12 protein-coding genes are annotated in these 13356 nt (G+C 60.0%); 7 read left to right on the top strand and 5 right to left on the bottom strand.

Annotated elements, in window-relative coordinates; all coding sequences use genetic code 11:
• Window positions 1-57 precede the first annotated feature (57 nt).
• The 4 genes from KGA85_RS18815 to KGA85_RS18830 form a co-directional block, all read right to left on the bottom strand.
• The gene (locus KGA85_RS18815) at window positions 58-474 is read right to left on the bottom strand and encodes a DUF3010 family protein (protein WP_223460445.1); all 417 of its coding nucleotides are present in this window, start codon (window positions 472-474) and stop codon (window positions 58-60) included.
• Between the two features lie 33 nt (window positions 475-507).
• Window positions 508-831 (bottom strand): helix-turn-helix domain-containing protein, encoded by a 324-nt coding sequence (locus KGA85_RS18820; protein ID WP_223460444.1) that lies wholly within the window; start codon window positions 829-831, stop codon window positions 508-510.
• On the bottom strand, window positions 815-1069 hold the full coding sequence (locus KGA85_RS18825; protein ID WP_223543302.1) for a type II toxin-antitoxin system RelE family toxin: 255 nt from the start codon (window positions 1067-1069) through the stop codon (window positions 815-817). Before KGA85_RS18825 ends, KGA85_RS18820 begins: the two co-directional genes overlap by 17 nt.
• Before the next feature lie 213 nt (window positions 1070-1282).
• Complete coding sequence (locus KGA85_RS18830) at window positions 1283-1684, bottom strand: lysozyme inhibitor LprI family protein (protein ID WP_223460440.1); 402 nt, start codon at window positions 1682-1684, stop codon at window positions 1283-1285.
• A gap of 224 nt (window positions 1685-1908) precedes the next feature.
• On the opposite strand from KGA85_RS18830, the gene KGA85_RS18835 reads away from it, so the two are divergent.
• From KGA85_RS18835 to KGA85_RS18865, 7 genes are all read left to right on the top strand, one after another.
• Complete coding sequence (locus KGA85_RS18835; protein ID WP_223460438.1) at window positions 1909-2886, top strand: dipeptidase; 978 nt, start codon at window positions 1909-1911, stop codon at window positions 2884-2886.
• A 78-nt stretch (window positions 2887-2964) separates the two neighbouring features.
• Window positions 2965-3495 carry a DUF5943 domain-containing protein gene (locus KGA85_RS18840; protein WP_008048169.1) on the top strand — a complete coding sequence of 177 codons (531 nt, stop codon included), beginning with the start codon at window positions 2965-2967 and terminating at the stop codon, window positions 3493-3495.
• A 15-nt stretch (window positions 3496-3510) separates the two neighbouring features.
• Window positions 3511-5571, top strand: a complete 2061-nt coding sequence (gene dgcA, locus KGA85_RS18845; RefSeq protein WP_223460436.1) for a dimethylglycine demethylation protein DgcA — start codon at window positions 3511-3513, stop codon at window positions 5569-5571.
• A gap of 222 nt (window positions 5572-5793) precedes the next feature.
• Entirely contained in the window at window positions 5794-7740 is a 1947-nt protein-coding gene (dgcB, locus tag KGA85_RS18850) for a dimethylglycine demethylation protein DgcB (RefSeq protein ID WP_223532928.1), read from the top strand.
• The gene (locus KGA85_RS18855; RefSeq protein ID WP_223532930.1) at window positions 7740-8960 is read left to right on the top strand and encodes an electron transfer flavoprotein subunit alpha/FixB family protein; all 1221 of its coding nucleotides are present in this window, start codon (window positions 7740-7742) and stop codon (window positions 8958-8960) included. Before dgcB ends, KGA85_RS18855 begins: the two co-directional genes overlap by 1 nt.
• Window positions 8961-8975: 15 nt before the next feature.
• On the top strand, window positions 8976-9746 hold the full coding sequence (locus tag KGA85_RS18860) for an electron transfer flavoprotein subunit beta (RefSeq protein ID WP_046039371.1): 771 nt from the start codon (window positions 8976-8978) through the stop codon (window positions 9744-9746).
• A 277-nt stretch (window positions 9747-10023) separates the two neighbouring features.
• Window positions 10024-11190: a retropepsin-like aspartic protease gene (locus KGA85_RS18865; protein ID WP_411741635.1), complete on the top strand. Its 1167-nt coding sequence runs from the start codon at window positions 10024-10026 to the stop codon at window positions 11188-11190.
• A 797-nt stretch (window positions 11191-11987) separates the two neighbouring features.
• Here KGA85_RS18865 and gbcA read toward each other — a convergent pair.
• The gene (gbcA, locus tag KGA85_RS18870; protein WP_046039375.1) at window positions 11988-13283 is read right to left on the bottom strand and encodes a glycine-betaine demethylase subunit GbcA; all 1296 of its coding nucleotides are present in this window, start codon (window positions 13281-13283) and stop codon (window positions 11988-11990) included.
• Window positions 13284-13356 lie beyond the last annotated feature (73 nt).

Genomic DNA, 13356 nt, shown 5'->3' on the forward strand with positions numbered 1-13356 from the left:
AAGGTACAAAAGGGCGCCAGCGTGGATCTGGCGCCGGATGGATCTTTTTGAATCTGCTTACTTCTTCATCAAAGCCGAACACGCCGCCTTGAACGCCTCATGCTGATACTTGTTCAGCGTCCCCGGCAGCTCAAAATTGTGCTTCTTGGCCTGGGCATTGATGGTCTGCGGCGACAGCAAGGTCACCTCGCAATTCTCCAGCAACTGGAAAACCCCTTCGATCTTGAACGTGGTCGGCCCGCCAGCGAACTCGCCTTTCTTGCTGCGCTTCTTGATCGCAATGCGGTCGATGGAATTCTCACGGACAAACGAAGCGACCTGAGCGGCGAACACTTTGACGTTGGCGGCTTCGTCGTCATCGTCCAAGGCGATTTTCTTGGTGGCCAGGGCCACGTGGCCGAGCGCCAGGCAGTCGAGTGAGGCGAGGGCGATGATCGCTTCGCTGCCTTTGATTTCGATGCCGCAGACTTTCATGTTGAATCCCTTTACTGGCTGATGGCATGCAGCTTACAGCTCGAGTTGACTGGCGGTGATGCCAAATGCCGAGGCGATTTTTTCGCGAGTGGCTTTACGGGGCTTGGCGACTGTTTCCTGTTGGGCGAATGCGGGTTGAGAAATACCCATGCGTTTGGCCACTTCATCCTGGGTAAGGTTCAAGTGTTCGCGCCAGGCGCGGATGGGCGTGGCTCCATCGACGATACGGCTGACCACCTCGTGGGGGATCAGGTCTGGCTCAATCCTTTGCGCGACATATTGCGCATAGGGGATGACCACGAATGCGGGGTTGCCGTTTTCGTCGTTGATGATTTGAACGTCAGTAGGTGCGTTCATCGCGTTTTTTGACCTCTTGAATACTGACCACTTTGATCGCGCCATCCCAGTTGAACATGACCCTGTAGTTACCGACGCGCAGTCGATAAGCGAAGTCATGACCAACGAGTGCCTTGACCTGACTCACGTCAGGCATGTCAGCGAGCGCCGTGATGGCATCACGAACCTGAATTTGGTGAACGGAATGCAATCTCAAGAGTTGCTTAACGGCCTTTCGAGTCCAGTGAATGCTGTTCATGGAATAATATAAGTCTTTTATAAGATTTGCGAATATTTACTTATATTTTTATGGTTGGCCATCAACAACATTTGTCGGCATGTTGCGTGAAAAGTCCGCAGAGCAGCGGCCTTGGACAGGAGCTGTAGGTCAGATCAGAGTGCTTTGTAGGAAAAGGGTTTTTTGGCGATTGGAAGCTGGTGGTAGTGCCAGCTTTCAGCGGGACATTCAGGACTATTCCTGCCCAATCGACTCCAAAAACTCCGACCGCTCGTCGCTCATTCGCGCAATGCAATCGTTCTGGGCAATGGTGAATGCCTTGCTGCCAGAGGTGGCCGGGAAGGCTTCGACGGCGCAGTCTGCGTCGCGGGTCTTCAGCCATTGCTGTTGGGCGGCCTTGAGTTTGGCGGTGATGTCGGCCAGTTGCGACGGGTTTTTGCCGTACTGCGACTGCATGCGCTCGGTCAGGCCCTGGAGGTTTTCCTTGAGCAGGTCTTCGGCGGTGGTTTTGCTGAAGACCGAGCATTCCAGGGTCTGGACGTCGTTTTCGACTTTGTCGCACGGGTTGTCGTCGGACACCTCGGCTGCGTGTACGCCGGTCGCAATCAGTGCCAAAGCCAGAAGGATGGATTTCATTCAGGTCGCCGCTCTATTCCATTGATTCGGCGAATTCTGGCCCAAGCCGAAGGCCTTGAACAGGTCGGTGATTGTGCCTGGCGACGACCCTTTGTCGCGGATTGACGCTTTCGGCAATTCCCCTGTCGTTTTTGCACCCGGCTGCTTAGGCACCTAGGCATATGCTGGCCCCAAAGCGCCGGCAGACGATTCGGCGCATGAATCGCTAATAAGGGGACAGCCTGATGAGCCCAGCCGAATTGCACGCCGACAGCATCGTTATCGACGGGCTGATTATTGCCAAGTGGAACCGTGAACTGTTCGAAGACATGCACAAGGGCGGTTTGACCGCGGCCAACTGCACCGTGTCGGTGTGGGAGGGCTTTCAGGCCACCGTTAACAACATCGCCGCGAGCCAGAAGCTGATCCGCGAGAACAGCGACCTGGTGATTCCGGTCCGCACCACCGCCGACATCCGTAAAGCCAAGGAGCAGGGCAAGACCGGCATCCTTTTCGGCTTCCAGAATGCCCACGCCTTTGAAGACCAGATCGGCTATGTCGAAGTCTTCAAGCAGCTTGGCGTCGGTATCGTGCAGATGTGCTACAACACCCAGAACCTGGTGGGCACCGGTTGCTACGAGCGTGACGGCGGCCTGTCGGGCTTCGGTCGCGAAATCGTTGCCGAGATGAACCGGGCTGGCGTGATGTGCGACCTGTCCCACGTCGGCTCCAAGACTTCCGAAGAAGTCATCCTCGAATCGAAGAAGCCGGTCTGCTACTCCCACTGCCTGCCGTCGGGGCTCAAGGAGCACCCGCGCAACAAGTCCGATGAAGAACTCAAGTTCATTGCCGACCACGGCGGCTTTGTCGGCGTGACCATGTTCGCGCCGTTCCTGGCCAAGGGCATCGATTCGACCATCGACGACTACGCCGAAGCCATCGAGTACGTAATGAACATCGTCGGCGAAGACGCCATTGGCATCGGCACCGACTTCACCCAGGGCCATGGCCAGGACTTCTTCGAATACCTGACCCACGACAAGGGCTACGCCCGCCGTCTGACCAGCTTCGGCAAGATCATCAACCCGCTGGGCATCCGCACCGTGGGCGAGTTCCCGAACCTGACCGAGACCCTGCTCAAGCGCGGCCACTCCGAGCGTGTGGTACGCAAGATCATGGGCGAGAACTGGGTGAACGTCTTGAAAGATGTCTGGGGCGAATAAGCCGCCGCACTTCTGAATCATTTCCCGCTGCCGTCCGTGCAGCGGGCAACACAACGAATTTTCTGGAGTTAAGTTTCCATGGCCAAGATCGCCCCGCAATTGCCAATCGAAGTCGACAGCGAAACCGGTGTCTGGACCTCCGACGCCCTGCCGATGCTGTATGTGCCACGGCATTTCTTCGTCAACAACCACATGGGCATCGAGGAAGTGCTGGGCGCTGAAGCCTACGCCGAAATCCTCTACAAGGCCGGCTACAAGTCCGCCTGGCACTGGTGTGAAAAAGAAGCCGAATGCCACGGCCTGGAAGGCGTCGCGGTGTTCGAGCACTACATGAAGCGCCTGTCGCAGCGCGGCTGGGGCCTGTTCAAGATCCAGGACATCGACCTCGACAAAGGCACCGCCAGCGTCAAGCTCGAACACTCGGCATTCGTCTATGTGTACGGCAAGGTCGGGCGCAAGGTCGACTACATGTTCACCGGCTGGTTTGCAGGGGCCATGGACCAGATCCTCGCCGCTCGCGGCAGCAAGATCCGCACCGTGGCCGAACAAGTCTACGGTGGCTCCGAAGAGGGCCACGAAGACGGCTTGTTCACCGTCAAGCCGTTGTAAGTCGAGGAACCCGCCATGGCTTTCGAAGCAATGTTCCAGCCAATTCAAATTGGCAAACTGACCATCCGCAACCGCGTGCTCAGCACCGCGCACGCTGAGGTCTATGCCACCGACGGCGGCATGACCACCGACCGGTACGTCAAGTATTACGAAGAGAAAGCCAAGGGCGGGATCGGCCTGGCGATTTGCGGCGGCTCCTCCAGCGTGGCCATCGACAGCCCGCAAGGCTGGTGGAAGTCGGTGAACCTGGCGGACGACCGGATCATTCCGCACTTCCAGAACCTGGCCGATGCCATGCACAAGCATGGCGCCAAGATCATGATCCAGATTACCCACATGGGCCGTCGTTCCCGTTGGGACGGCGAGCACTGGCCAACCCTGCTGTCGCCGTCGGGCATCCGTGAGCCGGTGCACCGTGCGACCTGCAAGACCATCGAGCCGGAAGAAATCTGGCGGGTGATCGGCAACTACGCCAGTGCTGCGGCGCGGGCCAAGGCCGGTGGCCTGGACGGCGTCGAATTGTCGGCCGTGCACCAGCACATGATCGACCAGTTCTGGAGCCCGCGGGTCAACAAGCGTACCGACGAATGGGGCGGCAGCTTCGAGAACCGCATGCGTTTCGGCCTGGAAGTGATCAAGGCTGTGCGCAAGGAAGTGGGTCCGGACTTCTGCGTCGGCATCCGTCTGTGCGGTGATGAATTCCACCCGGATGGCTTGTCCCATGAGGACATGAAGCAGATCGCCAAGTACTACGACGACACCGGCATGATCGACTTCATCGGTGTGGTCGGCTCGGGTTGCGACACCCACAACACCCTGGCCAACGTTATCCCCAACATGAGTTATCCACCGGAGCCGTTCCTGCATCTGGCGGCCGGTATCAAGGAAGTGGTCAAGGCACCTGTGCTGCACGCGCAGAACATCAAGGACCCGAACCAGGCGACCCGTATTCTGGAGGGCGGCTACGTCGACATGGTCGGCATGACCCGCGCCCACATCGCTGACCCGCATTTGATCGCCAAGATCAAAATGGGCCAGGTCGACCAGATCAAACAGTGTGTCGGCGCCAACTACTGCATCGACCGTCAGTACCAGGGCCTGGACGTCTTGTGCATCCAGAACGCCGCGACTTCCCGTGAATACATGGGCGTGCCGCACATCATCGAGAAATCGACCGGTGTGAAGCGCAAAGTCGTGGTGGTCGGTGCCGGTCCTGCCGGGATGGAAGCGGCTCGCGTGTCGGCCGAACGTGGCCACGACGTGACCCTGTTTGAGAAGAAAGAATTCATCGGTGGGCAGATCACTACCGCGTCGAAAGCTCCACAGCGGGATCAGATCGCCGGTATCACCCGCTGGTTCCAACTGGAACTGGCGCGCTTGAAAGTCGATCTGCGCCTGGGCGTGGCGGCGGATGCGGCGACCATTCTCGACCTGCGTCCGGACGTGGTGGTACTCGCCGTCGGCGGTCATCCGTTCCTGGAGCAGAACGAACACTGGGGCGCGGCTGAAGGCCTGGTGGTCAGCAGCTGGGACATCCTTGACGGTAAGGTTGCGCCGGGCAAGAACGTGCTGGTCTACGACACCATCTGCGAGTTCACCGGGATGTCGACGGCCGACTTCCTCGCCGACAAGGGCAGCCAGGTCGAGATCGTCACCGACGACATCAAACCGGGCGTGGCCATCGGCGGTACGTCGTTCCCGACTTACTACCGCAGCATGTACCCCAAAGAAGTGATCATGACCGGCGACATGATGCTGGAGAAGGTCTACCGCGAAGGCGACAAGCTGGTGGCGGTGCTGGAAAACGAATACACCGGCGCCAAAGAGGAGCGGGTGGTCGACCAGGTGGTGGTGGAAAACGGCGTGCGTCCGGACGAAGAAATCTACTACGCGTTGAAGGAAGGCTCGCGCAACAAAGGCCAGATGGACATCGAAGCCTTGTTCGCGATCAAGCCGCAACCATCGTTGAGCACCACGGGCGACGGCTACTTGCTGTTCCGTATCGGCGATTGCGTGGCTCAGCGTAATACACACGCCGCGATCTACGACGCGCTGCGGTTGTGCAAGGATTTCTAACAGTATCACCACCATCACTGTGGCGAGGGGGCTTGCCCCCGTTGGGCTGCGAAGCGGCCCCAAAATCAGTCAATGCGGTCTGTCAGTAAAAAATGCATTTGACCGATTTACGACTGCTTCGCAGCCGAACGGGGGCAAGCCCCCTCGCCACAGGTCGGTGTCAGGCCTTTAACGGCAAGCACATGAACCCTTGCAAGACCCGAGGTCTTTGGGAGCTTCACCATGTTGAACACCCTTCTTCCAATCCTGTTGTTCGCAGCCCTGGGCCTTGGTGTCCTGGGCGCGTTGCGGCGGGTGGCCATGTGGCGCCGGGGCCGGGCTTCGAAAGTCGACCTGATCGGCGGCCTGTTCGCCATGCCCAAGCGCTACATGGTCGACTTGCACCATGTGGTCGCGCGGGACAAATACATTGCCAACACCCACGTCGCCACGGCCGGCGGTGCGGTGGCGTCCATCGTGCTGGCGATTCTGGTGCATGGTTTCGGCCTGCATAACCGCTTCCTCGGCTATGCGCTGCTGCTGATGACGGCAGTGATGTTCGTTGGCGCGATCTTTGTTTACCTGCGTCGACGCAACCCACCGTCGCGTCTGTCGAAAGGCCCGTGGATGCGCCTGCCGAAAAGCCTGCTGGCGTTCTCGGCCTCGTTCTTCCTGTTGACCCTGCCGGTGGCCGGGATCCTCCCGGAAAACTTCGGTGGCTGGCTGTTGGCGGCGGTTCTCGGGGTTGGCGTGTTGTGGGGCGTGTCGGAGCTGTTCTTCGGCATGACCTGGGGCGGGCCGATGAAGCACGCCTTCGCCGGTGCGCTGCACCTGGCCTGGCACCGTCGCGCCGAGCGCTTCGGTGGCGGTCGTTCCACGGGCCTCAAGCCTCTAGACTTGAGCGACCCGACCGCGCCACTAGGCGTGGAAAAACCCAAGGATTTCACCTGGAACCAATTGCTCGGCTTCGACGCCTGCGTGCAGTGCGGTAAATGCGAAGCAGCGTGCCCGGCCTTCGCTGCCGGCCAGCCGCTGAACCCGAAAAAACTGATTCAGGACATGGTCGTCGGCCTGGCCGGTGGCACCGACGCCAAGTTCGCCGGCAGCCCGTACCCAGGCAAACCCATCGGTGAACACGCCGGTAATCCGCATCAGCCGATCGTCAACGGTCTGGTGGATGCCGAGACCCTGTGGTCGTGCACCACCTGCCGTGCCTGCGTCGAGGAATGCCCGATGATGATCGAGCACGTCGATGCCATCGTCGACATGCGCCGTCATCTGACCCTGGAAAAAGGCGCGACCCCGAACAAGGGTGCCGAAGTCCTGGAAAACCTGATCGCTACCGACAACCCGGGCGGCTTCGCGCCGGGCGGGCGGATGAACTGGGCGGCTGACCTGAACCTCAACCTGCTCAGCGAAAAGAAATCCACCGACGTGCTGTTCTGGGTCGGCGACGGCGCCTTCGACATGCGCAACCAGCGCACCCTGCGCGCCTTCGTCAAAGTGCTCAAGGCGGCGAAAATCGACTTCGCCGTGCTCGGCCTCGAAGAACGCGACAGCGGTGACGTGGCTCGGCGCCTGGGCGACGAAGCGACCTTCCAGCTGTTGGCCAAGCGCAACATCCAGACTCTGGCCAAATACAGTTTCAACCGCATCGTCACCTGCGATCCGCACAGTTTCCACGTGCTGAAAAACGAGTATGGCGCTTTCGATGGCAACTACCTGGTGCAGCACCACAGCACCTACATGGCGGAAATCATCGATGCTGGCGCACTCAATCTCGGACAGCACAAAGGCGACAGCGTGACCTACCACGATCCGTGCTACCTCGGTCGCTACAACGGCGAATACGAGGCGCCGCGTCAGGTGTTGCGCGCCCTCGGGATCGAAGTGAAAGAGATGCAACGTTCCGGCTTCCGCTCGCGCTGCTGCGGCGGTGGTGGCGGCGCGCCGATCACCGACATTCCCGGCAAGCAACGCATTCCCGACATGCGCATGGAAGACATCCGCGAAACCGGCGCCGAACTGGTGGCCGTGGGTTGCCCACAATGCACCGCGATGCTCGAAGGCGTGGTCGAACCCCGGCCGATGATCAAGGACATTGCCGAGCTGGTGGCCGACGCGTTGCTGGAAGAAGCCGCCTCCAAACCCTCTACGCCGGCCCAACGTGAACCAGCGGAGGCCCACTGATGAGCGACATTATCCGCCGCGACCCGCGGGCCGAATGGATTGCCCGCAACCGTCTGCACCCGCTGCACGCAGCCATGCAGCCGGCGCAGCACAGCTGGATGGGGCCTAACGGCGTCATTCGCAAGAATCCCCATGGCATCGGTTTCATTGGTCCCAACGGCATCAAACGCATCGACCGCAGCGGCGCCCAGCAGGGCGGGGCGACCAAACGCTCGGCCGCCGTCGAAGTGCAATTGCCGCTGCATCAAGTGGCCGCGCCGGCGTTTTACATCAGCGTGGTGCCGGACATGGTCGGCGGTCGCTTGAGCAGTCACGACCGCGACCTGCTGGGCCTGGCCCATCAACTGGCCGGCAAGGACGGCGCGGTGCTGGCCGTGGTGTTCGGTGAACACAAGGAAAACGCTTTCGCCACGGCGGGTGTCGACCGTCTGCTGGTGCTGGAAGGTGAAGAATTCAACGGTTATGCACCGGAGCAACGGGTCCAGGGCCTGCGGGCTGTGGATAACCAGTTCAGCCCGCGTCACTGGTTACTGCCGGACAGCCGCAGTGGCGGTGGCGAACTCGGCCGACGTTTTGCTGCGGCACTGGGCGAGCGCCCGGCCACGCGGGTCTGGCAGGTCAAGGATCAGGAGTGCATCGGCCGTGCTGGCGCGGGTCTGCAAGACCTTGCCCGTCCGCTGGCGCGATTGATTCTGGCGGCAGTCGAGTGCGCCGAACCGGTCAGCGAAACCCGTCACGAAGCCTTGGCCGTGGAGTTATCCACAACTGTGGCGCGCAGCCTGTCGCGGATCGAAGATCTGGGCGCGGTGGCCGTCGATCCGGCGGCAATTCCAATGGCCGAAGCCGAGTTCATTTTCTCCGGTGGCAACGGGGTCAAGGACTGGGGACTTTTCCACAGGACCGCCGAAGCCCTCGGCGCGACCGAAGGCGCATCGCGGGTGGCGGTGGACGACGGCTTCATGGCCCGCGACCGCCAGGTCGGCGCGTCCGGCACCTGGGTCACTGCACGGGTCTATGTGGCGGTGGGGATTTCCGGGGCGATCCAGCACCTGCAAGGCATTGGTGCCTGCGACAAGGTGGTGGCGATCAACCTCGACCCTGGCTGCGACATGATCAAGCGCGCAGACCTCTCGGTGATCGGCGAGAGCGCGGAGATTCTTCAAGCCTTGATCGAGGCGGTAGAGGCTTACCGCAACGACGCCAAGCGCGATGCGGCTTAAGGGAAGGAAAGGGTTATGAGCACGAAAATCATCAGCCTGGTGTCCATCGGCGCCCACCCGACATCCGGTCGGCCGCGTCGCGCGGAGCAGGATGCGCGGGCGGTTGAACTGGGCCTGCAATTGGCTGGGGATAACTTGCAGGTGCTGCATGCCGGCGACATTTCCGAGCCTGCATTGCGCGCTTACCTGGGCATGGGGCTTGAGCAACTGCATGTGCTGGAACAACCGCAAGGCGCCGACGCGCTACCGGCGCTGACCGACTATTTGCGCGATGCCGGGGCGCAGGTGGTGTTGACCGGTAGCCAGGCGGAAACCGGTGAAGGCTCGGGCATGTTGCCCTTCCTGCTGGCCGAAAGCCTGGGCTGGCCGCTGGTGGTGGGGCTCGCGCAGGTCGAGTCCATCGATGGCGGTTCGGCGCTGGTGCTGCAAGCCTTGCCCCGCGGTCAACGTCGTCGGCTGAAGGTACGCCTGCCGTTTCTGGCGACGGTGGATAACGCTGCACCCAAGCCTCGGCAGAGCGCTTACGGCCCGGCCCGGCGCGGCGTGCTGCAAGCGCAGGACGTCGAGGTCATCGACGATGAATTGCTCGCGGTCGCCACCCTGCAACCGGCCAAGCCACGGCCAAAGCGTCTGAAGGTGATCAAGGCCAAGAGCGGTGCCGACCGCATGAAAGCCGCGACGGCCAAGGCCAGTGGTGGAGGCGGGCAGGTACTCAAGGGCGTGACGGCGCAAGCCGGGGCCGAGGCCATCCTCAAATTGCTGATTGAAGAAGGTGTGGTTCGATAACAAACACTGTGGGGGCGGCTTGTTCGCGAAAGCGTGGTATCAGGCGGCATTGATGTTGACTGATACTCCGTCATCGCGAGCAAGCTCGCTCCCACAGGATCTCTTCGTCCCGCACCACACCCGTCAGCCCGGTGAGCTAATGTTTTCCATGCGCTGATCAAGGGTGCGGCACGTTTTCGGGAGCTTTCAGACATTCAGCGCTGACTCATAAAACCCTGTTTTTATGACTGGCCTGAATATGAAGACTTTCGCTCTTCTGGCGCTCTGTGCATCGGCCATGTGGTTATCCACAGGCTTGATCTCTGCCGCCCAGACAAAGGCGTCCGAGGCTGATCAGGATTTTTACCGCTGGATAGACTCCGAACAAGGCCGCAACGCGTCCCTGGCGCAACTGCGGCAACAGTGCGACAAGGTACTGGATGCCGACAGACACCTCAGCTGCTCGGTGACGGTCTTCGCCAGATTGCTCGAAGCCAAGGCCGCCAATCAAATCCCCGAGTACTACCTGGCGATCAAGGCCAGGCATGCCCGGGCGATTGCGGCCAGCGCCGATCTGAAGCCGCTGTTCTCCACGTTTGGCAGCAAATCACTGGCTGTCCTGGCGGCGACCGGCGATTTCACGGTCAACGGTTCGACGCGGTATGAGGTGCTGCCGCTCTATCCGTATGCCGACGACTTCTACAACGCTGAACAAGTGCTGCCATTTATCGAGGTCGGCGCGGCCAATGGTGTCTCGGCGCGTTTTGTTCTGGACACGGGTGCACCGCAAACCCGGGTCAACATCGACACTGCGAAACAGATGGGCATCAGGTTGTTGCCCGATGCTTTTTATCGCTATAGCACGTTTTATGGCGAAAAAGGCTTGGCCGCGAGGCTGGGAGTTCTCGGGTCGCTGAAAGTCGGCACCCGCGAGTTCAGGAATGTCCTGGTCTTTGTCAGCGACCGGGACAATCTGTTGGGGCTGGATCTGATCAGCAAGCTGGGGCGCTTGAAGATCACCAGCAGAACACTGGAGCTGAATCCGCCGCCGGCCACACGCTGTGATGCGCCGATTGCCATTAGCCGCCTGGATCTCAATCAACGGTTGGTGGTGGCCGCACAGCTGGATCGCCGGGCAACGCAGGCCATCATCGATACCGGAAATGTCGACTACTTGACGGCCTCGTCGCCCGGCAGGCAAGTCAGCGTTGTGCAGGCGCTGACACCGGGAGGCTCGAACGTTTACACCGGCAACAACAAACGCTTCCAACGCTTCGACGGCGTATTGGCCCTGCAAGGCAACACCATGGCGGTCACCTACAAATACTACCCGGGCTTTACCATCCCGCCGTCGCTGATCGGCGGGCAATACGTCCCGTCGATATTGCTCGGATGGCACGCGTTCAAAGACTTTGAATTGAACCTGGATCTGGATTCAGGTCGCTCATGTCTCAATAAAATCTGAACAACTTCGGTGTTTACCCACAATCCCTGTTGGTTGTTCTGTGGATAACATGTTCGCCCATCGCTACACCCCATATAAATCAGGCCCTGCAAGCCTTAGGTCAAAAAACAACCAGTCCTGTCCGTGGTTTTTCCAAGCTTTTTCAACGGGATAAGTGCTGCTGTGGGGGCAGACTTGCCCCCAATCTCTGTTGGCGCTTCTGTGGATAAGATGTTTGCTTTCGGCTGTAGGCCTTATAAACAGCGGCTTTCATGGTTGCGATCAAAAAATGATCAATTGATGGTTGTGAGCCGTAGAATTCCACGCAAACACCGGTTTCTTGCGGGTTATAGCGGTTTTCCACAGTGTCTTCGAAGTTAACCCCAAAGTCTGTTGGCGCTTCTGTGGATAAGGTGTTCGCCATCCTCTGAAAGCTACGCAGTCCGTGCCTTTCAGGCTTCTGATCAAAAAATGATCAGACCGCTCGTGGAAGCATGCTTCTGGATAAGTCACGATTTTTCTTTGGGTTTTGTGGAGAAATTTTGCGGTCTTTCCACAGTTGTCCCCAATAGCTGTGGGTGGAGGTGTGGATAACTTGTTCGCGGAAGGCTGGGAGGTGCGGCGGGCATAGGCCTGAACGAGATAGGTCATATTTCGTACAGTTCTAATAGGGAGAGGAATTACCGTGAGGACTGTGTTGATGCTGAGGGCGCCATCGCGAGCAGGCTCTCTCCTACATTCGATTGGTGTCGTTCACAGAGTTTGTGTACACCACCGATCCACTGTAGGAGCGAGCCTGCTCGCGATGCTTTTGATGTTTAGCCGCTAACCGGGACACCCTTGAGGTACGGCGCAGGCTCGGCCCCCAGGTTGCTCAGCAGACGCTCGCTGTACCAGTCCACGAAGTTCACCACGCCGAACTCATAGGTCTTGGAGTACGGACCAGGCTGGTACGCGGTGGAGTTGATGCCGCGCTGGTTCTCTTCGGCCAGGCGACGGTCCTGGTCGTTGGTGGCGTCCCAGACCTGGCGCATGCGCTCCACGTCGTAGTCCACGCCTTCGACCGCGTCCTTGTGCACGATCCATTTGGTGGTGACCATGGTTTCCTGGGCGCTGATCGGCCACACGGTGAACACGATGATGTGGTCGCCCATGCAGTGGTTCCAGGAGTGCGGCAGGTGCAGGATGCGCATCGAGCCCAGGTCCGGGTTCTGGATGCGGCCCATCAGCTTGGCGCAGCCCTGCTTGCCGTCCATGGTCATCGACACGGTGCCCTTGAGCAGCGGCATGCGCACGATGCGGTTACGCAGGCCGAAGCTGGCGTGGGCGTAAGGGATCTTCTCGGCTTCCCAGGCAGCGGCGGAGGCGGCTACGTGGTCCTTGAAGGCCTGGTCGGCGCGCGGGTCGGTGACGTCGTCCCACTCCAGCAGGGTTTTCAGCAGTTCCGGGTGCGACGCGTTGCAGTGGTAGCACTCGCGGTTGTTTTCCAGCACCAGTTTCCAGTTGGCCTTTTCCATCAAGGTGGTTTGCACCGCCACCTTGGTGTTCTCCATGTCGTACGGTTCCATGTAGTGGTTGAGCGTCGACAGGAAGTCATCGATGGCCGGCGGGTTTTCCGCCAGGCTGATGAAGATGTAGCCGCCGGCGGTCTTCACGTTCACCGGCTTGAGGCCGTACTCTTTCATGTCGAAGTCGGCGCCCATTTCGGTGCCGGCGAATAGCAGGCGGCCGTCGAGTTCGTAGGTCCACTGGTGGTAGTGGCAAACCAGCTTGGCGACCTTGCCCTTGTCGCTGGTGCACAGGCGCGAGCCACGGTGGCGGCAGACGTTGTGGAACGCATGCACCACGCCTTCGGCGCCACGGATCACGATGATCGGGTTCTTGCCGATCTGCAGGGTCAGGTAGTTGCCCTTGGTAGGGATTTCGCAGGTCATGCCGGCGATCAACCACTCTTTCTGAAAGATTTCCTGCATGTCGATATCAAACAGGCGCTCGTCGGAGTAAAACGGCTGCGGCAGCGAGAACGTGCGCTCGCGCTCTTGCAGCATCTGTGCGGTGGCCTTGCGTGCGGGTTCCAGCGGATCGCCCAGGCTCAGGGTAGTAGTGACGTCCATCATTTAATCCTCAAGGCCATTCTGTGTGGCCGGCGAAAGTGGCTGATCAGGGTTGCTACGCAAGGTGTAATGG

The sequence above is a fragment of the Pseudomonas sp. GL-B-12 genome (assembly GCF_019955895.1).
Taxonomy (GTDB): Bacteria; Pseudomonadota; Gammaproteobacteria; order Pseudomonadales; family Pseudomonadaceae; genus Aquipseudomonas.

Coding starts and splice junctions, on each gene's coding strand:
- KGA85_RS18855 (WP_223532930.1), top strand. CDS start 7,740: ATGAGCGACATTATCCGCCGCGACCCGCGGGCCGAATGGATTGCCCGC.
- KGA85_RS18825 (WP_223543302.1), bottom strand. CDS start 1,069: ATGAACAGCATTCACTGGACTCGAAAGGCCGTTAAGCAACTCTTGAGA.
- KGA85_RS18820 (WP_223460444.1), bottom strand. CDS start 831: ATGAACGCACCTACTGACGTTCAAATCATCAACGACGAAAACGGCAAC.
- KGA85_RS18865 (WP_411741635.1), top strand. CDS start 10,024: ATGTGGTTATCCACAGGCTTGATCTCTGCCGCCCAGACAAAGGCGTCC.
- gbcA (WP_046039375.1), bottom strand. CDS start 13,283: ATGGACGTCACTACTACCCTGAGCCTGGGCGATCCGCTGGAACCCGCA.
- KGA85_RS18840 (WP_008048169.1), top strand. CDS start 2,965: ATGGCCAAGATCGCCCCGCAATTGCCAATCGAAGTCGACAGCGAAACC.
- KGA85_RS18815 (WP_223460445.1), bottom strand. CDS start 474: ATGAAAGTCTGCGGCATCGAAATCAAAGGCAGCGAAGCGATCATCGCC.
- KGA85_RS18830 (WP_223460440.1), bottom strand. CDS start 1,684: ATGAAATCCATCCTTCTGGCTTTGGCACTGATTGCGACCGGCGTACAC.
- dgcB (WP_223532928.1), top strand. CDS start 5,794: ATGTTGAACACCCTTCTTCCAATCCTGTTGTTCGCAGCCCTGGGCCTT.
- KGA85_RS18835 (WP_223460438.1), top strand. CDS start 1,909: ATGAGCCCAGCCGAATTGCACGCCGACAGCATCGTTATCGACGGGCTG.
- dgcA (WP_223460436.1), top strand. CDS start 3,511: ATGGCTTTCGAAGCAATGTTCCAGCCAATTCAAATTGGCAAACTGACC.
- KGA85_RS18860 (WP_046039371.1), top strand. CDS start 8,976: ATGAGCACGAAAATCATCAGCCTGGTGTCCATCGGCGCCCACCCGACA.